The organism is Moritella sp. JT01, assembly GCF_001574435.1.
Classification (GTDB): Bacteria; Pseudomonadota; Gammaproteobacteria; order Enterobacterales; family Moritellaceae; genus Moritella.
Genome location: NZ_LOCN01000011.1, coordinates 78,349 through 101,824 on the forward strand (window position 1 = coordinate 78,349; position 23,476 = coordinate 101,824).

The following is a 23,476-nucleotide window of genomic DNA, read 5'->3' on the forward strand; positions in this document are numbered from 1 at the left end:
AATCAATACGTAACGTTAGTCAGGCGCATACCCTAAGTTAGGCCCTAACCAACGTTCGGCTTCTTCAAGCGTCATGTTTTTACGTTCCGCATAATCTTTCACTTGGTCTTCTTGAATAGAGGCAACCGCAAAATAACGTGATTCAGGATGGGAGAATATCAACCCTGATACCGCGGCACCCGGCCACATAGCATAAGAAGAGGTTAGCTTCATACCAATACTGTCTGGATCTAGCAATTCCCAAATAGTACCTTTCTCAGTATGCTCAGGACATGCCGCATAACCCGGCGCTGGACGAATTCCTTGGTATTTCTCACGGATCAAATCATCGTTGTTCCACTCTTCGGTCGGCGTGAAGCCCCATTCTTCTTTACGCACTAGTTCATGTAAACGCTCGGCCATGGCTTCCGCCAAACGGTCACACACAGACTGGATAAGAATGGCGTTGTAATCATCTTCAATACCTTTGAAGTAATTCGCTACGTCATCTTCACCAATACCACCAGTAACGGCAAATGCGCCAATATAATCAAACTTACCTGAATCTTTCGGCGCAACAAAATCAGCAAGGCTATGATTGTACTGTCCTGGTTTTTTCTTGGTTTGCTGACGTAAGTGCTCAAGTCGGGTTAATACCTGTGACCGCGTTTCATCGGTATACACTTCGATGGTGTCGTCGTTCACTGTGTTTGCAGGGAATAAACCAATCACGCCATTTACAGATATTTTATAATCGTCAGGCACGCCTTCAAGCCCAGCGCCACCTTCTTCTAAACGGTCAAGCATGTCGTTTGCATCATTGAATAAGTTCGTCGCTTCTACACCAACAACTTCATCGGTGAGGATACGCGGGTATTTACCCGCCAAAGTCCAGGTCATGAAAAATGGTGTCCAATCGATGTATTTACGCAATTCCGCAATCGAGTAGCTAATGTATTTCTGCACACCTAATGTTTTCGGTACTGGCGGCGTATAGTTAACCCAATCAATTGGCGCTTTATTGGCACGTGCGACGTCAAGTGTTACCGGTGCGCTGCGAGGTCGTTTACGGGCATGTTGCTCACGCGCCACCTCGTATTCTTTCGCCATTCTAGCGACAAGTTCAGGTTTCTTGGTTTCTGACAATAATGCAGCAACCACACCCACTGCACGTGATGCATTGGAAACATAGATAACCGGTTCGTCATAGTTTTGCTCAATCTTAACCGCGGTATGCGCTTTAGATGTCGTTGCACCACCAATCAGAATCGGCAGTTTAAAACCTTTACGCTGACATTCTTTCGCCACATGCACCATTTCATCGAGTGACGGGGTGATCAAACCGGATAGACCGATAATGTCACAGTTTTCTTCCACTGCTTTTTTGAGAATATCATCACAAGAGACCATCACGCCCATATCAACGATCTCATAGTTATTACACTGCAGCACTACACCGACGATATTCTTACCAATATCGTGGACATCACCTTTTACGGTGGCTAATAATATTCTACCGTTTGACGAACTTTTTTGTTTTGATGCTTCAATGTAAGGATTTAAGTAAGATACCGCGCGTTTCATTACCCGCGCAGATTTAACCACCTGGGGTAAGAACATTTTACCGGCACCAAATAAATCACCAACCGCATTCATGCCATCCATCAATGGACCTTCAATCACTTCTAATGGCAAGGTTGCTTGTTGGCGTGCTTCTTCGGTATCTTCTTCGATAAATTCTGTAATACCTTTAATTAAGGCGTACTCTAAACGTTTATTCACCTCAAAGCTGCGCCACTCTTGGGTTTCAGCTTCGACTTCAACACCTGAATCGCGGTACTTCTCGGCAAGAACGAGCAACGCTTCCGTGGCATTATCATTGCGATTAAGGATCACATCTTCCACACCATCCAACAGTTCTTTCGGCAGATCATCATAAATAGCCAACTGCCCCGCATTCACAATACCCATATCCATGCCTTCACGGATACAGTAGTACAAGAACACGGCATGGATCGCTTCACGTAACGGATTGTTACCACGGAACGAGAAGGATACGTTAGAAACACCACCCGAGATCATGGCATGGGGCAATTCACGTTTAATGTCTTTCACTGCTTCAATGAAATCAACGGCATAATTATTATGCTCATCAATACCCGTCGCAACGGCAAAAATATTTGGATCGAAAATAATATCTTCAGGCGGGAAATTAATTTCATTCACTAGGATGTCGTAAGAACGCTTACAAATTTGAAATTTACGTTCTTGGGTATCCGCTTGGCCATCTTCATCGAAGGCCATAACAATCATAGCTGCACCGTAACGACGGATTAATTTAGCTTGATGGCGGAAGTTATCTTCACCCTCTTTAAGCGAGATTGAGTTAACAATCGCTTTGCCCTGTACGCATTTCAGGCCCGCTTCAAGAATTTCCCATTTCGACGAATCGATCATGATTGGCACTTTCGAAATGTCGGGTTCTGACGCAACTAGATTTAAAAACCGCTGCATACAATGCAACGAATCCAGCATTCCTTCATCCATATTGATATCGATGATCTGCGCACCGGATTCAACTTGCTGTTGGGCAACATGCAGGGCTTCGTCGTAGTTTTCTTCTTTAATCAGACGTTTGAACCGTGCCGAACCGGTAACGTTGGTACGTTCACCAACGTTAATAAACAAGCTGTCTTTATTTATCGTTAATGGCTCAAGTCCACTTAAACGACAGGCGATTTCGATTTCAGGTAATTGACGCGGTTTAACACCTTCAACGGCATCAGCCATAGCCTTAATATGTTCTGGCGTGGTACCACAACAACCACCAACCATATTTAAGAAACCGGCTTCAGCCCATTCCTTAATATGCACAGCCATGTCTTCCGGGCTTAAATCATATTCACCGAACGCATTAGGTAAACCCGCATTTGGATGCGCAGTGACATAGCTTTCTGAGATACGTGACAGTTCATCAACATATTGACGTAATTCATCAGGCCCTAATGCACAGTTAAGACCGAAGGTGATCGGCTCTGCATGGCGTAATGAATTATAAAATGCTTCAGTGGTTTGCCCTGTCAATGTACGACCTGAGGCATCGGTAATGGTACCTGAGATCATAATCGGTAATTCGTAACCGAGTTCTTCGTATACCGTCTTCACCGCAAATACCGCCGCTTTGGCGTTCAAGGTATCAAAGATAGTTTCGATAAGAATAATATCTGAACCGCCTTCGATTAACGCTTTGGTTGATTCGATATAGGCTTCAACCATAAGGTCAAATGAAGTATTACGGAAAGCGGGATCGTTTACGTCAGGAGAAATAGAACAAGTACGGTTGGTTGGTCCTAATACACCAGCAACAAAACGTGGGCGGTCAGGGTTTTCTGCGGTTTTTTCATCGGCAACTTGACGTGCAATGCGTGCAGCTTCGCGGTTAATCTCTGCCGATAATGATTCCATATCATAATCAGCCATCGCGATAGTAGTCGCATTGAACGTATTGGTTTCAAGAATATCGGCACCCGCGTCGAGGTACTCTTTATGAATATCAGCAATGAGCTGTGGCTTACTTAATACCAATAAATCATTGTTACCTTTAACATCGCAATGCCAGTCAGCAAAGCGTTCACCACGGTAATCAGCTTCTTCTAATTTATAGTCTTGGATCATCGTACCCATGCCGCCATCGATAAGCATGATACGTTTTTTTAATTGCTGTTCCAGTTGCTGTTTATTTTTTATAGTAGCCACAAGATCCCTCGTTTAATTTACTGCAGACTCAATCCTGAGTCTTATTATTTTGATACGTATCTACACGTGTTAGCTACGTCTATAGATCATTGCATTTATAGATCGTTTAAGTCATATGGCGTTTGTTGATAAACATAATAGTTTAACCAATTGCTATAAAGCAGATTACCATGACTTCGCCAAGTAACACGAGGGGCATTTTCAGCATCATTACCTTTATAATAATTAGCTGGTACTTCAGCCTTAACACCATCAGCGATATCACGCATATATTCTTGGTGTAAAGTATCTGCACTGTACTCCGGATGACCGGTAACAAATACCTGACGGAAGTCCTTAGAGGCGGCTAAATACACCCCCGTTTCATCATTGGCGGCTAAAATATTTAGCTCTGTACCAGCAAAAATTTCTTCAGAGAAATTTGCATAACGCGACATCGGCACGGAAAATTCATCATCAAATCCGCGTACTAATGGGTTATGACGGTGGAACGTTTGCTGTGGATAGACACCGGAAAATTTCTTCTCATGGACTTTTTTATCAATGCCATGCAAGACTTTTAATGCCGCTTGTGCAGCCCAGCATAAGAACAGAGTGGATACCACGTGGGTTTTAGACCAGTTAATAATCTCTTCGATTTGTGGCCAATACACCACTTCATCATGACCGACTAAACCTAATGGTGCACCCGTGATGATCAAACCATCGTAATTATTATGACGAATACGTTCAAAGTCGTGATAGAACTCATCAATATGTTCTTGGGGGGTATTTTTAGAGGCACGATAATCAATCCGCAATAACTCTACATTTACTTGCAGTGGCGTATTTGATAATAGCCGTAAAATTTGATTTTCAGTCTCAATTTTCTTCGGCATAAGGTTAAGAACAACAACCTGCAGTGGTCTAATTTCTTGCTTGGTTGCGCGTGACTCTAGCATCACAAAAATATTTTCATTACCTAATATTTCTGCAGCCGGTAGCCCGTCTTTAATTCTAATTGGCATTATTCCCATCCTTAAGTAATACATTAGCCGTCCAGAAGTCTACCTTAATTATCTAGCCTTTGTAAGTGTTCAAACTCATTTAATCTCATATAAAACTATTTACAACGTTTTCCTCACGCACTTCCTGACCTCAGGGTTAATTTATATTGACCCTATCTTCCTATTCAGTTTCTGTTGAAAAAAATAGTGTTTATGTATAGTATCGCCTGCTTGCAGGGAGCGAGGCGTATTTTAAATGGATTGATGCCCAAGTTACTTCAAGATTCTATGTCAGCATCTTAAAGTAGATTGCGTATATAACTTACCTACTCTTAATTTAAAGGTTTGCAAACAATGCTCACTTATATCTATTTAATTGCGATCACTGCCGAAGCTATGTCGGGTGCATTGATGGCGGGTCGCCGTAATATGGACATCTTCGGTGTAGCTGTTATCGCATTTGTTACCGCGCTTGGTGGTGGAACAGTGCGTGATCTATTATTAGGTAATTTCCCAATCTCTTGGACCCAACATCCCCACTATGTCTATATCACCATATGTGCAGGTTTGTTTACTATTCTGATCGCTAAGCACATGAATCATTTACGCCGTTTATTCTTGGTGCTAGATGCGCTTGGCTTAATTGCATTTACCATCATTGGTTGTAATGTAGCGATGACACTCGGTTACCACCCAACCGTGATTATTATGGCAGGTATGATAACGGGCATTTGTGGCGGGGTAATACGTGATCTACTCTGCAATCGTACCCCGGTGGTATTCTGTAAAGAGATCTACGCGGGTATTTCATTATTAGTCGCGGTACTTTATCTGGGCTTGGAAACGCTGGGGATTGACCACAATATCAATCTTATTGTGGCCTTCTGTGTTGGTGTTTCACTGCGCCTGTGTGCTATTTATTGGAAATGGTCATTACCAACATTTAACTACACCTCGGAAGAATGGGATTAACGCTGACTAAAAAATGCTAACCAGGCTTGGAGTATGATCTCAAAATCTTCCAAGCCACAAACGGCAACGGTTTCCGCATCATAAAAATTCATATCGTCATCTAACTCTTCACCAAAATCAATCAACTCTGAATTCGCACAGGCACACACATCTTCCTGTGTCAGGGTTAATGTCATTTCATCACCAATTAAACGATATTCTTGTTTTTTACGTGCTTTTAATAAGTCGATCTCTGCTTGAATCAATGCGATGGTGGCTTTATCCGTGCCTAAAGTGCCTTGGATCCAATTACCTAGCGCTGTCTGTTCCATTGATATTATCACGCGGTAGGTATCAGTAAGGGTATCTTTTCGAAATTCAAAATCCACTAATGGCTCACTTTATCAAATTATATTTTAAAATATTGAACGAGCATTATAACAAGTTATCCACCACCATAATATCAAGATATTATTCCGGTTTGAAAACAACACCGACACTTACCCATTAAAGAGAAGCGCCTGTGTTCTACATTAAAATTATTTCAATAATGTGTATTAGTTAAACCACTCTGTACGAGCGACGAGATTGCCATTTTTGTAAGTGGTAGAGAGATATTTATGACCGGTTTCAGACCATTCAGTTAAGTCGCCCACTTTTTTACCCTCTTTAAAATTCGCGGCATATGATTTTTGTCCATTATCATACCACATCGTTGATTGACCATTGCGGACGTCATTGGTGAATGCTGTCTTTTCAGAGACTTGTCCATTGCTGTACCATTCAGTTAGATTACCGTCTACAGAGCCTTCTTTGTATGTAACTTCACTCGATTTTTGACCATTAGGGTACCAAGTAGTCACTTGGCCAGCTTTAACACCATCGGCATAATTAACGACCTTTTCTTTTTGACCGCTAGGATACCAACGTGTAGAGACTCCGACGGGCTGACCCTTAGTAAATTTAACCGTTAATTTATTCTGTCCATTTGAATATTTAGATAAGAAAGTTCCAGTATATGCATCTGTGTGATTAACCTGGTAAACAACACCATTTCTAAATTGTAAGTAATCAACCGTTTTGTCCTTTTCTACCGTAGAGGCATACGCAATAGAAGTAAAAGAAGAAGCAACAAGTAATACAGCAATTGAAAGATTATTTTTCATATGAAACCTCATTATTTTTCAAAATAAATATGACTGTAAGACGGTATATAGACGATTGAGTTCCAACTTAATAACTATCTTTACAATACTATGAATATATTTACATTGCTTTAATGTTCAACGAGTAAAGGGGATATAGGCGTTAACAGAATGGGGGATAAGTGAAGGACTAAACAAGAACAAGAACAAACACAAGTAAATGTTTGCTCTTGTTTATGAAGGTTAAACTGCTTCTTGTACGATAACTTCGTTCGCTTTCTCAATGTAAGACGCGATTTGATCGAAGTTTAAGTAACGGTAGGTATCCGCCGCCGTTGCATCAATCTCAGACGCGAGTTCCATGTACTCAGCAACCGTAGGGATCTTACCTTTAATCGCCGCTACTGCAGCAACTTCAGCAGAACTGAGGTAAACGTTAGCACCATTACCTAAACGGTTCGGGAAATTACGCGTTGAAGTAGAAACAACAGTGGTATTATCACCAACACGTGCTTGGTTACCCATACACAGTGAACAACCTGGCATTTCGGTACGAGCCCCCGCTTTGCCGAAGATTGAATAATAACCCTCGTCACTTAATTGTGCAGCGTCCATACGCGTTGGTGGTACTACCCACATACGTGTTGGTAGCGTACCATTGAATTTCTCAAGTAGTTTACCCGCTGCACGGAAGTGACCGATATTAGTCATACATGAACCAACGAATACTTCGTCAATTTTAACACCCGCAACATCAGATAATAGTTTCACATCATCAGGATCGTTTGGACAAGCTAGGATAGGTTCTTTCACGTCAGCTAAATCGATTTCGATAATTTCAGCGTATTCTGCATCCGCGTCAGCTTCAAGTAATTGTGGATCTGCAATCCACGCTTTCATTTCAGCAACACGACGAGCAATCGTCTTCGAATCGCCATAACCTTCAGCAATCATCCAGTTTAACATCACGATGTTAGACTCTAGATATTCAATGATTGGGGCTTCGTTAAGCTTGATTGAACAACCTGCCGCAGAACGTTCTGCTGATGCATCAGATAATTCGAATGCTTGCTCAACTTTAAGATCTGGTAGGCCTTCAATTTCCAGTACACGACCAGAGAATGCATTGATTTTACCTGCTTTCTCAACAGTCAGTAGACCTTTTTTAATCGCATAGTAAGGAATAGCATTAACGAGGTCACGTAGTGTGATACCCGGTTGTAATTCACCTTTAAAGCGAATCAGGATAGATTCTGGCATATCCAGTGGCATAACACCGGTTGCTGCTGCGAATGCAACTAAACCAGAACCCGCAGGGAAAGAAATACCTAATGGGAAACGGGTATGTGAATCACCACCAGTACCGACTGTATCTGGTAATAACATACGGTTTAACCAAGAGTGAATAACACCATCACCTGGACGTAAAGAAACACCCGCACGGTTACGGATAAAATCAGGTAGTGTGTGGTGAGTTTCAACATCCACTGGTTTTGGATAAGCCGCAGTATGGCAGAAAGACTGCATCACTAAGTCAGCAGAGAAACCAAGACAAGCTAAATCTTTCAGCTCATCACGTGTCATTGGGCCCGTGGTATCTTGAGAACCAACAGTGGTCATTTTTGGTTCGCAATATTGGTTAGGACGAACGCCTGCTACACCACATGCTTTACCAACCATCTTCTGCGCTAAGGTATAACCTTTGCTTGAAGCAGCAACATCTGCAGGTAGACGGAATACCGTTGAATCTTCAAGACCTAATGCTGTACGCGCACGCGTCGTTAAACCACGACCGATAATAAGTGGGATACGACCACCAGCACGCACTTCATCAAGAATCACATCAGTTTTTATCTTGAACTCAGTGATCACTGCACCAGTTTCGTGAGTTTTAACAACACCTTCATATGGGAAGATATCGATAACGTCGCCAGTGCTTAAGCTAGTTACATCAAATTCGAGTGGTAGTGCACCTGAATCTTCCATTGTATTGAAGAAAATAGGGGCGATTTTAGAACCAATACAAATACCACCACCACGTTTGTTCGGTACGAATGGGATATCATCACCCATGCACCATAACACAGAGTTAGTTGCTGATTTACGCGAAGAACCCGTACCAACAACATCACCAACGTAAGCAACTTGATGACCTTTTTGTTTTAAATCTTCAATCGTTTGTAGTGGGTTTGCAGAAACACCTTCACGCTCATTTTTAAGCATTGCAAGTGCATGCAGTGGAATATCTGGACGAGACCATGCATCGGGTGCAGGAGATAAATCATCGGTATTGGTTTCGCCAGGTACTTTAAATACAGTAACAGTCAGTTTCTCAGCAACTTCTGGTTTGCTTAAGAACCATTCTGCATCTGCCCAAGACTGCAATACTTGTTGTGCGAATTTATTACCCGCTTTTGCTTTTTCTTCAACAGTATAGAAAGCATCGAACATTAATAATGTGTGAGATAAGGCTTTTGCAGCAATTGGAGCAAGTGCATCAACATCCAGTAATTCAACCAATGTTTCGATGTTGTAACCACCTTGCATCGTGCCAAGTAGTTCAGTAGCACGTTCTGCAGATAAGATAGGTGATGTCGCTTCGCCTTTAACAATCGCAGTTAAAAAGCCTGCTTTTACATAAGCAGCTTCATCCACACCTGGTGGCACGCGATTAGTTAAAAGATCTAAAATAACTTCTTCTTCGCCAGCAATTGGGCTTTTCACCAATTCAACTAGACCTGCAACTTGTTCAGCATCAAGAGGTTTAGGTACAACCCCATCAGCGGCACGTTCTTCGACATGTTTACGATAAGCTTCTAACACGACTCATTCCTCTTAGTTTATGCCACCCATGGTGGACATCCTTGTTATATGTAACCCTAACCTACTCATTTGTTATGTGAATTCAACGGTTATTGATGTGAATTCAGCAATATAAAAGTTAAGGCCTCTTGCAGAGTGTTCACAAATATAACATTTTTAACCTAAAATTAAAATTAAAGCAGCAAGTGCAGAAGGCTTTTTACATCAATACTCAACATTCATCAAACTTATGATGTAAAAAGAAGAGTTAATTCATATGAATAGTTCTAACGCGTATTTAGAAATTATTACCAATAAAGAGATAACCAGAAGCATGTCCACCTTCAGCATAACCGTAAGACAACATCACAGGACCTATGCCAGTATCTAAGGCGATAAATACACTACCCGCAGAAATGGTTGAATCAAAGCTGATGTCATCTTTATCATTCCAAACATTCCCTCGTTCGATGGACGCGCCCAGATAAAGCGGGAATGAGAATGCGCCAAAATTGTTATCCAATAAACGATGTCGATAAATGAGAGCAACCAAAGCTTTATAATTACCGGTGATCTCGTTAATGCCATAACCCGAGAGGTTTTGGAAACCACCGAGCCCCACTTCAAATGTTGGTGAAATAGGAGGGCCATCATAACTCGCCATCGATGCCTTAAATTCAAAGGTCGAGCGATTAAATGACATTGCATTACGCCAATCTAAGCTGAAGAACACATTGTTTTCACTACTATCAAAGTAGTCACTTGTATCTATGTATATATCAGCGTCGAGCTTAAAGCCCTTAGTTGGAAAAGATATATTATCGAATGAATCTAAGCGCGTCTGTAAATACCAGCCCTGACTATCAAATTTGGTATTGATACTCGAACCCTCGATGTCTGCATTACCAGTTTGATAATAACTACCAATCGCAATTTGCGCCCAATCAAAAGGAATAACACCGAGCTCTGCATAAACATTGATTTGTTCTGTGGTCACAACAAAATATTCAAAATTAGAATTAACAGGCTTGAGTTCAGGATCATTTATTGAGCTTAGGTATAACTTACTTTCATAGTCTTCTAGTCTTATCCCCGCTTTAAAAAAGAAGTTTTGGTTATAATCAATCGGTGAATAAAATTCGGTACTGATATTAGAATCCGTGCCATACACTAACTCAGAACGCCATTCCGCACCCAATCGGTTTAAATCCGTTAGTATGTATTGCAAGCCAATTTGCTGACGATCATCACTGGTAGTTGACTCTTGAATATTGAATTTAAAATCAACATAGCCTGGCCCCCAACTTTTCTCTACTACGTTGATATGTAGGTCATGGACACCCTCTTTTTCAGTAATGCTGTAATCGACTTTTTGAAATAAATTTAAGGCATAAAGCACATCAATTTGCGTCTCTAATTCAGCAACAGTAATCTTATCTCCACGCTTTAAGTTTAATTTATTTTCAATCACCTTGGGACTTAAACGGGTATCAGTGGTGATGTCGATATCATTGATTTGAATAACATCAATTTGTGCCAACTGTTGTTTTTTATATAATTTTTGTTGTTGGTATAATGCATAGTCGTCATCAGACAATGACAGAGCCTTTAATTTAGTACTCGCACTCTGCGCAGACTTTTCACCACGGTCCACTGCATCTAACATCAAATCAAAATCTGCAGTGCCAATACCGTCAATTTCAGGACTGAGCAAAATATCTTGCTCGGATAGTTTCAATATCTGTTCATTGGCACTCGTACGTGTCATCGAACTCGATAGCTGATCAAAGATAAGGAAAGCACTGGTGATCTCCTCTTCGCGATAAAGCTGAGAGCCAATATCAACCGCAATAATAATATCCGCACCCATATCTTGTAATACCGATATAGGTAAATTGTTCACCATGCCGCCATCAACAAGATACTGACCTTCAATAAAAACAGGGGTTAACGCACCCGGGATAGACATACTAGCCTGCATCACTTTGGACAAATCACCACGTTCTAATACCACTTCGCTCATGGTTTCAATATTCGTAGCGACCGCACGATAAGGGATCGGTAATAAGTCAAAATGACGTACATAAGGTAAACTATTCGTTGATAAACGTAATAACTTTGCCATGCCTTGCCCTTGGACAAAACCAGATGGGTATTCCACACTGGTGCCATCAAAGCCAATATTGGTTTGTAATTGAAAGGAATCTTGACGCTGCTTTTCTCTTACCGAGAGTGCATCACGTGGTACGTCATCATTGTAACCTTGGCTCCAGTCATACTCCGATAATATGGTTTCGATTTGTTCCGTTGAACGTCCCATCGCATACATGCCACCTATAAACGAACCCATACTGGTACCCGCTATATAATCGACAGGGATATTATTTTTTTCTAAATATTTGATGACCCCTAAATGCGCAGCACCTTTAGCCCCACCGCCACTCAAGGCAAGACCAATTTTAGGCCGTTGCTGTTCATTGTTATTGCCACTATCTGAAGCTGTTTCTGCGGCAATAGCAGTATGTAAATGCAGGCTAATGAAAGCGAGTAATAACCCATTCAGCATGTTAAATAAAGAACCAAAAATCCGTTTAATCTGTACCATATCTTGACTATGATCCTAAAAACCAATCCATCCCATCCAGTGGAACACTGGTTATATTGCATATAACTTAACTATATTAGCAGCACCTGTTTTAAAAAACCTAATTTCAGGTATAAAAAAAGCGACCCTAAGGTCGCTCTCTAATATTAACGATTAACGCGTTAAATTATTTTTTCTTTATCGCTTTAGCATTAGGAAGGTCAGTAATAGAACCTTCATAAATTTCTGCAGCCATACCAACTGATTCGTGTAACGTTGGGTGCGCATGAATTGTTAATGCGATATCTTCTGCATCACAACCCATTTCAATTGCTAGACAAACTTCACCTAGTAATTCACCAGCGTTAGTACCAACCATAGCACCACCGATAATACGGTTAGTGTCTTTGTTGAATAATAACTTAGTCATACCGTTAGATGCGTCAGAAGCGATCGCACGACCTGATGCAGCCCAAGGGAATACAGCAGCTTCGTAGTTTACGCCTTGCTCTTTCGCTTCTTTTTCAGTTAGACCAGCCCACGCCATTTCTGGCTCAGTGTAAGCAATTGAAGGAATAACTTTAGGGTCGAAGAAGTGTTTCTTGCCAGCAATATTTTCTGCAGCAACGTGACCTTCATGCACACCTTTATGCGCCAACATAGGTTGACCAACGATATCGCCGATTGCATAGATGTGTGGAACGTTCGTGCTCATGGTTTTATTTGTTTCAATAAAACCACGTTCAGTTACAGTAATACCTGCTTTTTCAGCATTTAAGCCTAGACCGTTTGGTACTCGACCAACAGCAACAAGAACAGCGTCATAACGTACTGGTTCAGCAGGCGCTTTTTTGCCTTCAAACGTAACATATAGGCCGTCTTCTTTTGCGTCAACAGCGGTTACTTTTGTGCTTAGCATTACGTTAAATTTGTTTTTAACTGCTTTAGCATAAATTTTAACGATGTCTTTATCCGCTGCAGGTACTAATTGATCTGCAAACTCAACAACGTCAATATCAGAACCTAGTGCAGAGTACACAGTACCCATTTCTAGACCGATGATACCACCACCAAGTACAAGTAATTTACCAGGAACTTCTTTCAGCTCTAGTGCATCAGTTGAATCCCAAACGCGTGGATCTTCATGCGGGATGAATGGTAGTTTAACTGGACGTGAACCCGCTGCAATGATTGCATTATCAAATGTAACAGTTGTAACGTTACCGTCACTGTCTGTTGCTTCAATAGTGTTAGCGCCAGTAAATTGTGCTAAACCTTCAACCACTTTAACTTTACGCATCTTAGCCATACCGCCAAGACCACCAGTTAATTGACCAACCACTTTTTCTTTCCATGCACGGATTTTAGTGATGTCAGTTTGTGGTTCGCCGAACACGATACCGTGATCTGCTAATGATTTTGCTTCTTCAATTACTTTAGCTACATGTAGTAAAGCTTTTGAAGGGATACAACCAACGTTAAGACAAACACCACCTAGGGTGTTGTAACGTTCGATGATTACAGTTTCTAAACCTAGATCTGCCGCACGGAATGCAGCAGAATAACCTGCAGGACCAGCACCTAGTACTACTACCTGAGCTTTAACTTCATTACTCATTATGACCTCGTTGTCATTTAATTATCTGGAATGGCGGGTTACCTCACTCAGAGGCTCTATTTTAACGCTTCTGAGTAATGATGTTCGATTCCAGATAATTTTACATATATGTTAAATAAATGAGAAGTAAAAAGAGTAAAAAGAGTTAAAACATTGCAAAAATGCGATAACTCTACTTAATAAATACTCAAACTTCTCTTTAACTAAATACTAAAACTATTACTTAATTAAAATTAAAGTACTAGTTTACGAAGATCTGAAAGATATCCGTTTAATGCTGTAACAAAACGAGCACCGTCAGCACCATCGATCACGCGGTGATCATATGAAAGTGCCATTGGTAACATAAGACGAGGAGCAAAGTCTTTGCCATCCCACTTAGGTTTAATTTCAGAGCGTGACACGCCTAAAATTGCAACTTCTGGCGCATTAACGATTGGTGTAAATTGAGTACCACCGATACCGCCAAGGCTAGAAATTGTGAAACAACCGCCTTGCATGTCAGAAGATGTTAGCTTACCAGAACGTGCTTTCTTAGAAATAACAGCAAGATCTTGGCTAAGCTCGTAAATACCTTTCTGGTCAACGTTACGGATAACCGGAACAACTAGACCGTTTGGCGTATCAACAGCAACACCAATGTTGATGTATTTCTTCTGAATGATAGTTGCGCCATCTTCGCCGATTGAAGTATTGAACTTCGGATAATCAGCTAACGCTTTAGCTACTGCTTTCACGATGAAGATAAGTGGAGAGATCTTGAAGCCTTTATCTTGCTTAACAAGTTTGTTGTTCTCAACTTTACGGAACGCTTCTAGTTCAGTGATGTCTGCTTCGTCGAACTGTGTAACGTGTGGGATTTTAACCCAGTTACGGTGCAGATTCGGACCAGAGATTTTCTGGATGCGAGTCATCTTAACTACTTCGATTTCACCGAATTTAGCAAAATCAACTTTCGGCCATGCAAGTACGTCCATACCAGAACCATTGCCGCCAGTCGCGCCAGATTCTAAACGTTTAACTGCATTTTTAACGTAAGTTTGTACGTCTTCTTTTGCAATGCGACCTTTACGACCCGTTGCGCCAACTTTATCTAAGTTAACACCGAATTCGCGTGCTAGACGACGAACTACTGGTGATGCATGGTGGTAAGCATCGTTTTCAACAAAGCCAGTTACTTCAGGTGCTTTTGCAGCAGCTGGAGCAGCTTTCGGTGCTTCAACTTTTGCAGCAGCCACAGGAGCAGCGACAGCAACAACAGCAGGTGCTGCGCCAGCGCCAGCAACTTCAAATGTCATGATGAAAGAACCAGTTTTAACATTGTCGCCAACATTTACTTTAATTTCTTTCACTACACCAGCAAACGGTGCAGGTACTTCCATTGAAGCTTTATCGCCTTCAACAGTCATTAACGTGTCTTCTTCTGCAACAGTGTCGCCAACGTTAACTGAAATTTCAGTTACTTCAACTTCATCATCGCCGATATCAGGGATGTTAACGTCTAGTACTTGTGCAGCAGCGGCAGCAACAGGAGCAGCTTCAACAACTACTTCTGCTTCCGCAACAGGTGCTGCAGCACTCGCTTCAGCAGCAAAGATAAATACTAATGAGCCAGTTTTAACCGTATCACCAATGTTTACACGAATTTCTTGTACTACACCTGCTTGTGGTGCAGGTACTTCCATAGACGCTTTGTCACCCTCAACAGTAAGCAAAGTATCTTCTTCTGCAACTGTATCGCCGATTTGAACGGAAATCTCAGTTACTTCTACTTCATCATCACCAATGTCTGGAACGAAAATTTCAATACTCATTATTTATGCCTTATGCGTATAGAGGGTTTAATTTATCAGCGTCGATGTCATATTTTGCAATTGCATCAACAACAACTTGATTTTCAAGTTCGCCTTTCTTCACTAATTCAGATAATGCTGCAACAACTACGTATTGCGCGTTAACTTCGAAATGACGACGTAAGTTTGCACGGCTGTCTGAACGACCAAAACCGTCAGTACCAAGTACTTTGTATGACGTTGGAACATAAGCACGTACTTGATCAGAATAACTCTTCATGTAGTCAGTCGCAGCAATCGCTGGAGCATCACCCATTAAGCTAGTGATATAAGGTACTTTTTTCTCAGCTTCCGGATGTAACATGTTGAAACGTTCAACATCTTGACCATCACGAGCAAGTTCATTAAATGAAGTTACAGCGAAAACATCAGAACCAATACCATAGTCTTCACTTAAGATACGAGCCGCTTCGCGAACTTGTATCATGATAGTACCTGAACTTAATAATTGTACTTTTGCTTTATCGCCAGTATAAGTTTCTAGCTTATACATACCTTTACGGATACCGTCTTCGGCACCTTCAGGCATAGCAGGATGCGCATAGTTTTCGTTCATTAGCGTTACATAGTAGAAGATGTTTTCTTGATCTTTACCATACATACGACGGATACCGTCTTGTAAGATAATAGCTACTTCGTAAGCGAATGTTGGGTCATATGCCACACAGTTAGGTACTAGACCTGCTTGAATTAAGCTGTGACCATCTTCATGTTGAAGACCTTCACCATTCAATGTTGTACGACCAGCTGTAGCACCTAATAGGAAACCACGAGACTGTTGATCACCTGCCATCCATGCTGTGTCACCGATACGTTGGAAACCAAACATTGAATAATAGATGTAGAATGGGATCATCGGTAGATCATTGGTACTGTATGATGTTGCAGCCGCAACCCAAGAAGACATTGCACCAAGTTCGTTGATACCTTCTTGTAGTACTTGACCACTCGTTGATTCTTTATAATAAGAAACAAGGTCTCTGTCTTGAGGTGTATATATCTGGCCTTTCGGATTATAGATACCCACTTGACGGAATAGACCTTCCATACCAAATGTACGCGCTTCATCAGCAATAATAGGTACTACATTTTTGCCAATACCTTTATGCTTAAGTAACACGTTCAATGCACGAACATAAGCCATCGTTGTAGAAATTTCACGCTTTTGAGCACCGAGTAGTGCTGCAAAATCATCAACTTCAGGAATTACTAGTTCACCAGAGAAAGTTGGCTTACGCTGTGGTAAATAACCATTCAGTTCTTTACGACGAGCATGCAGATACTCATGCTCAGGCGTACCTTCTTCTATCGTCACATATGGAAGATTTAATAAGTCTTCATCTGCAACTGGTACATCGAAACGATCACGGAACTGCTTAAGTACATCCGATTTCATTTTTTTCACGCCGTGCGCGATATTTTTACCTTCTGCAGCTTCACCCATACCATAACCTTTTACAGTTTTAGCTAGGATCACAGTAGGCTTACCAACTGTCGCTTGTGCTTGTGCATATGCAGCGTAAAGTTTACTGGTAGAATGACCACCACGCTTAAGTGCGTAGATCTCATCATCAGTCATGTCTTTAACTAATTCAGCAGTTTCAGGGTAACGACCAAAGAATTGCTCACGTACATAAGCGCCACCTTTAGCTTTCAGCGTTTGGTAATCACCATCCACAGTTTCATTCATTAACTGTAGAAGTTTACCAGACGTGTCTTTAGCAAGAAGTTCATCCCACTCTTCACCCCAGATAACTTTAATCACATTCCAGCCTGCGCCTTTAAACACGCCTTCAAGCTCTTGAATGATCTTACCGTTACCCATAACAGGACCGTCTAGGCGCTGTAGGTTACAGTTAATAACGAATACTAAGTTGTCTAAACCTTCACGAGCAGCAAATGATAATGCGCCGCGTGACTCAGGTTCATCCATCTCGCCATCACCTAGGAAAGCGTATACAGTTTGATCTTCAGTTTGTTTTAGACCACGGCCATCTAGGTATTTCAAGAAACGTGCTTGATAGATAGCAGAAAATGGACCAAGACCCATAGATACTGTAGGGAACTGCCAGTATTCAGGCATCAACTTAGGATGTGGGTATGACGGGATACCTTTACCATCCACTTCTTGACGGAAATTATCTAGCTGTTCTGCAGTTAGACGACCTTCAACAAATGAACGCGCGTAAATACCAGGAGAAATATGACCTTGGTAATAAATTAAATCACCACCATCTTTTTCAGTAGGTGCACGGAAAAAGTGATTGAAACATACATCATAAAGTGCAGCAGATGATTGGAATGACGCCATATGGCCACCCAAATCTAATTCTTTTTTCGACGCACGCAGTACGATCATTAACGCATTCCAGCGGATAATCGAACGGATACGACGTTCTAGTTTTTCGTCACCTGGATATGCAGGCTGGTCTTCAGTACGGATGCTATTGATATAATCGGTAGTGATACCACCTTGACCTATTTCAATACCTTCTTGATGTGCTTTTGCAATTACTTTTTCTAACAAATACTGTGCGCGCTCAAGACCTTCTTCACGGATAACTGATTCAATTGACTCAAACCATTCATTCGTTTCGATAGGATCTATATCATGCTTTAAGATGTCGGACATTTGAGATTCCTTACTATTAGATCTCTACAACATTAAAGAAATATTCTTAAACATATTTTATGTTTAAGCATATTCATTATTAATACTATTTAGCCTGTTTTATGCGGCGTGTCGCTCGGCTGATACGACTATCCTCACGCCCAATATCGAGCAATGCTTGCTCGATATAAGCCAGATGGGCATGACATGCTTCTCTGGCGGTTTCTGGTTGTCGGTTAAGAATTGCAGTGAGCATATCACCACGGTGTTGGCTAATTTGTTCAACTACACCTTGACGCTTTTCCAACAACCTAAAATTTTGGCAGATGTTATCTTCTAATAATGGATTCAACCCACGCAGAAGATGTAACAACACTATATTGTGTGATGCAGCGGTGACCGCAATATTAAACGCACTGACTGCTTGCGCCTGTAGCTGCGGGTCATGTGCTAATTCAGACGCTGTCACTGCATCAAGCGCAACGCGTAATTGTTGAAAGTCGGTTTCAGTACCACGCAACGCCGCGTAATACGCTGAAATACCTTCCAACGCATGACGAAATTCTAATAGGTCTAATTGCGCTTCTGGGTGTGTCGTCAATAATTGAAACAGTGGTTCCATCAGCGTTTGGTCCATGACCTTTTTCACCCATGTACCACGTCCTTGACGACGCTCCAATAAACCTTTGCTTTCTAACCGTAAAATTGCATCGCGTACAGTCGGGCGAGATACCCCTAGCTGTAGGGCTAAATCACGCTCTGAAGATAAGCGCTGGCCGGATTCTAAACTACCTTCCAAAATCATTTGCTCTAGTTGCTCTGCAATCGCATCGGACAACTTCGGCGGCTGAATTTTTCGATAGACCATGTGAACCTCAAAATGACCAGTGGTAAATTGGTCTGACCAATTTAATATTAAGTCATGACAATTTACCAAAACCACGTTCGATTGTCATTAAAAATAGACAGTTTTGTTCGTATTTATAGAGTTTAAATCAAAATAGGCAGTATAAATCCATCTGAGTAACCGGATAAACAAAGCATAAAGACATGGGAATACGTATTCAAGGCAGTTTAAATAACTACCAGCTCAATATTAGCAGGTAATTCAGTACCCCAAAAGTAATACAGATGACACATTGGTCTTACCACATAATACGGCTCTTTAGCTCTTAAATAGCCGGTCTAAAAAAGCCCAAGGATAAAATGAAAAATAAAGATATAACAAGGATTAAACGAGATAAGAGCATCTTGGTAAACAGTTAAATACTGATACGCCGCCGATACATATGCCATGAAAAATAATGTGAAGGAAAGAAGAAAACAAACGACATAGTGTAATCAAAGTCATTAACGTATCTGTCAAAACTAAGACTCGTTAATAACTTTGCTTAAGTACCATGCCTCAGCTAGTAAAGCGTACCGTTAATGGTAAGGAGAGAAATGATGGTCAAAAAAAAGATAATGTTACGTTTGGCCAGTTGCACTAAATAACAGGTATAGTCATAACACTTATCTGTTGTCACGTTCGCTTTACTCGCTAGGCAAACGACTTTCCCTAGCAAATCAAACTCCGGTGTTGATAAATCACGCCAACTACGTAAGCTCTGAGGTAAAGCAGCCTGCTCTTCTGCGACCACTGCATAACCAAACATGGTTAAGCGTGCTGGTAACCAATCAACGACACGCATAACGCGGTGAATACCACTACGGTTTAATTGCTTACTATGATGCTGAATAATATATTTATGATAACTACGAGCCACTACATACATAGTTAAACCTACGGGACCTGCCACCACAAAATAAAAGATCACGGCAAAATAAAAACGATAATTAATCCAGACTAGTTGTTGGGCAACCGCTTCTGTCAGTAATTTTGCGCAAAAACGTTCGCTATTTACATCCAAACATCCGGCATACATACCTTTCGCTTCTAAATCATTACGACTTAATGCTTTTAAGTACTGACGATAATCACGGCGATAGTCACTGCCACCAAAGCTCATTAATAACAGTATAAGCCAAGCGAGTACCGTAAAAGCACCATAATATAAACCTGAAATAGCATCTAATAAGCTATACATAACCGCTGTCGGCAACGTAATAATAACTAAGGTTCCAAACAGACCTTGGTTAATAAATGAGGGTAATAAAGGATAAAGGTAGCGCTGCAAGACATTATCCAATTGTAACTTAGCACTCAAATGCACCACACGTTCAATGAGTAATGCGAGCAGCAAAGATATTAAAGCCATATTAATTATCCTTCGAATTTAAACATGCAAAATAATGCTGCCAGTCAAAATTCGGACCGGGATCATCTTTACGCACAGGGGCTATATCGCTATGACCAGTAATGCGGTCCAAGGTAATTAAAGGGTAACGTTGCTGGATGTCCGCTGTGACGGTCGCTAAACACTGATACTGCGCAGGTGTATAAAGATGATTAACATCCCCTTCCAGTTCAATACCAATAGAGAAATCATTACACCGCGATTTACCTGCAAACTCAGATAATCCAGCGTGCCAAGCGCGTTTATCCAAAGGCACAAACTGAATCAATTGGCCATCACGCTTAATATATACATGCGCCGATACCTGCACTGATTCTAACTGTTGAAAATAAGGGTGTAAGCTACAATCGAGTTTACCAAGAAAAAAATCTTCGACATACTCTGCACCGTATTGTTCCGGTGGTAAACTGATACAATGAATAACCAGTAAATCAATATCAGCCTTCGGCGGACGATCATCAAAATGCGGTGATGACAAAAAATGTGCACTTGCCAATAACCCTGAGCTTGATTGCCTGTTTGTCACGCTGTTCATACCTTCTGACTATAATCGAGTGACTGCTATTCAAGACGACTCTTCACAATTGCTCCACTTTACAATGATATCGTTAGCAATAACATAGCAGAGCCAGTAAAATACAAAACGAATAAATTAACACACTCATCACGGAGAAAGACAATGGATGGAAATCAAAAAATCGCCAAAACCATGACTTACATCGCCTGGATCAGTGGGTTAATCATTATGACTCTATTTTTTAATAATTATTTAGCCAAGCAAGAAAATCCCAATACCCGACCAGAAAGCTATAAAAAAAATGGCAATGCAGTCGTCATGCTGCAACAAAATCGTGCTGGCCACTATGTTACTAATGGTTATATAAATGGTTATCAGGTAAAATTTTTACTCGATACGGGCGCCACACAGGTTTCGATACCAGCAGCAATCGCGAAACAGATCGGGCTTACCGCGGGTTATAGTCAATCAGTGAATACTGCTAATGGCGTGATTGAAGTATTTTCGACACGTCTCGACAGCTTATCTGTGGGTGAACTTACGCTCTATGACCTCAGTGCGAATATCAATCCCTACATGCAAGGTGATACTATTCTGCTTGGTATGAATGCATTAAAACAAGTTAAATTAGTCCAGCAAGGCAAAACCCTCACCTTAAGTGAGTATTAGTTTTTAATCGACCTAGGAATTATTATGTTACAACAAGAAATACGCCGCGCAGTCAGCACTGCATTAGCAGAAGACCTTGGTGGTCAAAGTGTGGCGGAAGGTGATATCACGGCAAACTTAATCGCAGCAGAAACACAAGCTAAAGCCAAAGTGATCAGCCGTGAACAAGCGGTATTTTGTGGTAAAGCCTGGGTTGATGAAGTATTCCACCAGCTGGGTGACACAGTGACTGTCACTTGGTTTGTTGCTGATGGAGACTTAGTCGCTGCAGATCAAACACTATTTACGCTAGAAGGTCCTGCCCGTACATTATTAACGGGTGAGCGTAATGCACTCAACTTTGTACAAACATTATCTGGTGTTGCCACATTAACCAAAGAATATGTAGACCAACTTGCTGGTACTCAATGCCAGTTACTCGATACCCGTAAAACGATTCCGGGTTTACGCTTCGCTCAAAAATACGCAGTCACGTGTGGCGGCGGTAAAAACCACCGTATCGGTCTGTTCGATGCTTACCTGATTAAAGAAAACCACATCATGGCCTGTGGCGGTATTGAAAACGCCATCGCTAAAGCTAAAGAGTTGCAACCAGGTAAACCTGTTGAAGTTGAAACCGAAAGTCTGGCGGAATTGCAACAAGCGTTAGATGCCGGTGCTGACATCGTGATGCTCGATAACTTTGATATTCCAATGATGCGTGCAGCGGTTGAATTAAACCAAGGTAAAGCAAAATTAGAAGTCTCTGGTAATGTAACCATTGCGACGCTTGCAAGCTTTGCCGCAACCGGTGTTGATTTTATCTCGGTAGGGGCACTAACAAAACACGTACAAGCAACCGACCTGTCGATGCGTTTTATTAAATAGCCGTTACTACATAATAATCACTAAATAATAGAATTAATGACAAAGTCCCAATTAAGCCTCTAAGCACTATCTCATTAGGGTAGTGCTTTTTTATTTTCTAGTAGAGCCAAGTAGAATAAAATTAACCACTGCATAATAACCCTCATTTTAGTTATTCATCTATAAATAGCTTTTAAATTACTTAATTCCAACTACAAAACCCTTAGTACAAGATAATTATATATCAATAAATCAATAGGTTATTTTGACGTGTTGTCTTATAACTTGATCTCGATCGTTAAATACTTGTATACAAAATGTTAAATAGAGGTTTAAATAAATCAACTCATCGGGTATCTCATACCATTTGATGACTAAAGGACTATTAGCTAATTTTATAAGGATATAAAAAATGAGAGTACAACAGAAAGCACAACAACAAGGTTTTACGTTAATTGAATTGATGATCGTAGTCGCGATTGTGGCTATTTTAGCTGGCGTAGGCATACCCTCTTACCAAAAATATATGGCTAAAGCGCAATTTGTAGAAGTTGTTAGTACAACAGGACTACCAAAAGATCAAGTGGTCGAATGCTTCCAAACAACAAATCGAACAGCTGAAGTCTGTGCAAGCCAAGCCGATGCCATTCTACTCAATTCATTTGATACAGCTATAATCGATAAAGTTGAAACTACCTTTACTGAAACACCACTGAAAACAGTAACAGTTACCACAACCACAACTGTGGGTTCTGTTTTCAAAGGAGTAACGCATGCTATGGTTGGAACAGAACTTAGCACCGGACTTGTCACTTGGAAGTTAGATGAAAGCTCTACATGTGTAGCAGCTGCATTATGTTAA

At 41.1% G+C, this 23,476-nt stretch carries 16 protein-coding genes; 4 read left to right on the forward strand and 12 right to left on the reverse strand.

Annotation, left to right across the window (positions count from 1 at the left end):
- Positions 1 to 15: 15 nt before the first annotated feature.
- Both metH and metA read right to left on the reverse strand, forming a co-directional pair.
- Positions 16 to 3,735 carry a methionine synthase gene (gene metH, locus AKG98_RS11370; RefSeq protein WP_067045784.1) on the reverse strand — a complete coding sequence of 1,240 codons (3,720 nt, stop codon included), beginning with the start codon at positions 3,733 to 3,735 and terminating at the stop codon, positions 16 to 18.
- A 95-nt stretch (positions 3,736 to 3,830) separates the two neighbouring features.
- Entirely contained in the window at positions 3,831 to 4,742 is a 912-nt protein-coding gene (metA, locus tag AKG98_RS11375) for a homoserine O-succinyltransferase (RefSeq protein ID WP_067045788.1), read from the reverse strand.
- A gap of 333 nt (positions 4,743 to 5,075) precedes the next feature.
- Here metA and AKG98_RS11380 point away from each other — a divergent pair, with 333 nt between their 5' ends.
- Positions 5,076 to 5,693 carry a trimeric intracellular cation channel family protein gene (locus AKG98_RS11380; protein WP_067045790.1) on the forward strand — a complete coding sequence of 206 codons (618 nt, stop codon included), beginning with the start codon at positions 5,076 to 5,078 and terminating at the stop codon, positions 5,691 to 5,693.
- Here AKG98_RS11380 and AKG98_RS11385 read toward each other — a convergent pair.
- The 10 genes from AKG98_RS11385 to ampD form a co-directional block, all read right to left on the reverse strand.
- Positions 5,690 to 6,061 (reverse strand): YacL family protein, encoded by a 372-nt coding sequence (locus AKG98_RS11385; RefSeq protein WP_083543944.1) that lies wholly within the window; start codon positions 6,059 to 6,061, stop codon positions 5,690 to 5,692. The two genes, AKG98_RS11380 and AKG98_RS11385, sit on opposite strands and share 4 nt — an antisense overlap.
- A gap of 168 nt (positions 6,062 to 6,229) precedes the next feature.
- Entirely contained in the window at positions 6,230 to 6,850 is a 621-nt protein-coding gene (locus tag AKG98_RS11390) for a toxin-antitoxin system YwqK family antitoxin (RefSeq protein WP_157534118.1), read from the reverse strand.
- A 210-nt stretch (positions 6,851 to 7,060) separates the two neighbouring features.
- Positions 7,061 to 9,640, reverse strand: a complete 2,580-nt coding sequence (gene acnB / locus AKG98_RS11395) for a bifunctional aconitate hydratase 2/2-methylisocitrate dehydratase (protein ID WP_067045794.1) — start codon at positions 9,638 to 9,640, stop codon at positions 7,061 to 7,063.
- Between the two features lie 277 nt (positions 9,641 to 9,917).
- Positions 9,918 to 12,224, reverse strand: coding sequence for a patatin-like phospholipase family protein (locus AKG98_RS11400; protein WP_067045796.1), 2,307 nt, complete (start codon positions 12,222 to 12,224; stop codon positions 9,918 to 9,920).
- A 166-nt stretch (positions 12,225 to 12,390) separates the two neighbouring features.
- Positions 12,391 to 13,821: a dihydrolipoyl dehydrogenase gene (gene lpdA / locus AKG98_RS11405; protein WP_067045798.1), complete on the reverse strand. Its 1,431-nt coding sequence runs from the start codon at positions 13,819 to 13,821 to the stop codon at positions 12,391 to 12,393.
- Between the two features lie 233 nt (positions 13,822 to 14,054).
- The gene (gene aceF, locus AKG98_RS11410) at positions 14,055 to 15,635 is read right to left on the reverse strand and encodes a pyruvate dehydrogenase complex dihydrolipoyllysine-residue acetyltransferase (RefSeq protein ID WP_083543945.1); all 1,581 of its coding nucleotides are present in this window, start codon (positions 15,633 to 15,635) and stop codon (positions 14,055 to 14,057) included.
- 10 nt (positions 15,636 to 15,645) lie between these two features.
- Entirely contained in the window at positions 15,646 to 18,306 is a 2,661-nt protein-coding gene (gene aceE, locus AKG98_RS11415; protein WP_067045800.1) for a pyruvate dehydrogenase (acetyl-transferring), homodimeric type, read from the reverse strand.
- Positions 18,307 to 18,391: 85 nt separating this feature from the next.
- Positions 18,392 to 19,153, reverse strand: a complete 762-nt coding sequence (pdhR, locus tag AKG98_RS11420) for a pyruvate dehydrogenase complex transcriptional repressor PdhR (RefSeq protein ID WP_067045802.1) — start codon at positions 19,151 to 19,153, stop codon at positions 18,392 to 18,394.
- Positions 19,154 to 19,694: 541 nt separating this feature from the next.
- Complete coding sequence (gene ampE, locus AKG98_RS11425; protein WP_067045804.1) at positions 19,695 to 20,543, reverse strand: regulatory signaling modulator protein AmpE; 849 nt, start codon at positions 20,541 to 20,543, stop codon at positions 19,695 to 19,697.
- Position 20,544: 1 nt separating this feature from the next.
- Positions 20,545 to 21,117 (reverse strand): 1,6-anhydro-N-acetylmuramyl-L-alanine amidase AmpD, encoded by a 573-nt coding sequence (gene ampD, locus AKG98_RS11430; protein ID WP_198155499.1) that lies wholly within the window; start codon positions 21,115 to 21,117, stop codon positions 20,545 to 20,547.
- Positions 21,118 to 21,261: 144 nt separating this feature from the next.
- Between ampD and AKG98_RS11435 the strand changes: the two genes are divergently transcribed.
- The 3 genes from AKG98_RS11435 to AKG98_RS22925 all read left to right on the forward strand — a co-directional run bounded on the left by AKG98_RS11435 (position 21,262) and on the right by AKG98_RS22925 (position 23,476).
- Entirely contained in the window at positions 21,262 to 21,768 is a 507-nt protein-coding gene (locus tag AKG98_RS11435) for a TIGR02281 family clan AA aspartic protease (RefSeq protein WP_067045808.1), read from the forward strand.
- Between the two features lie 24 nt (positions 21,769 to 21,792).
- A complete protein-coding gene (gene nadC / locus AKG98_RS11440) occupies positions 21,793 to 22,635 on the forward strand; it encodes a carboxylating nicotinate-nucleotide diphosphorylase (RefSeq protein WP_067045809.1) in 843 nt (280 codons plus the stop codon).
- 391 nt (positions 22,636 to 23,026) lie between these two features.
- Positions 23,027 to 23,476: a prepilin-type N-terminal cleavage/methylation domain-containing protein gene (locus AKG98_RS22925; protein ID WP_067045811.1), complete on the forward strand. Its 450-nt coding sequence runs from the start codon at positions 23,027 to 23,029 to the stop codon at positions 23,474 to 23,476.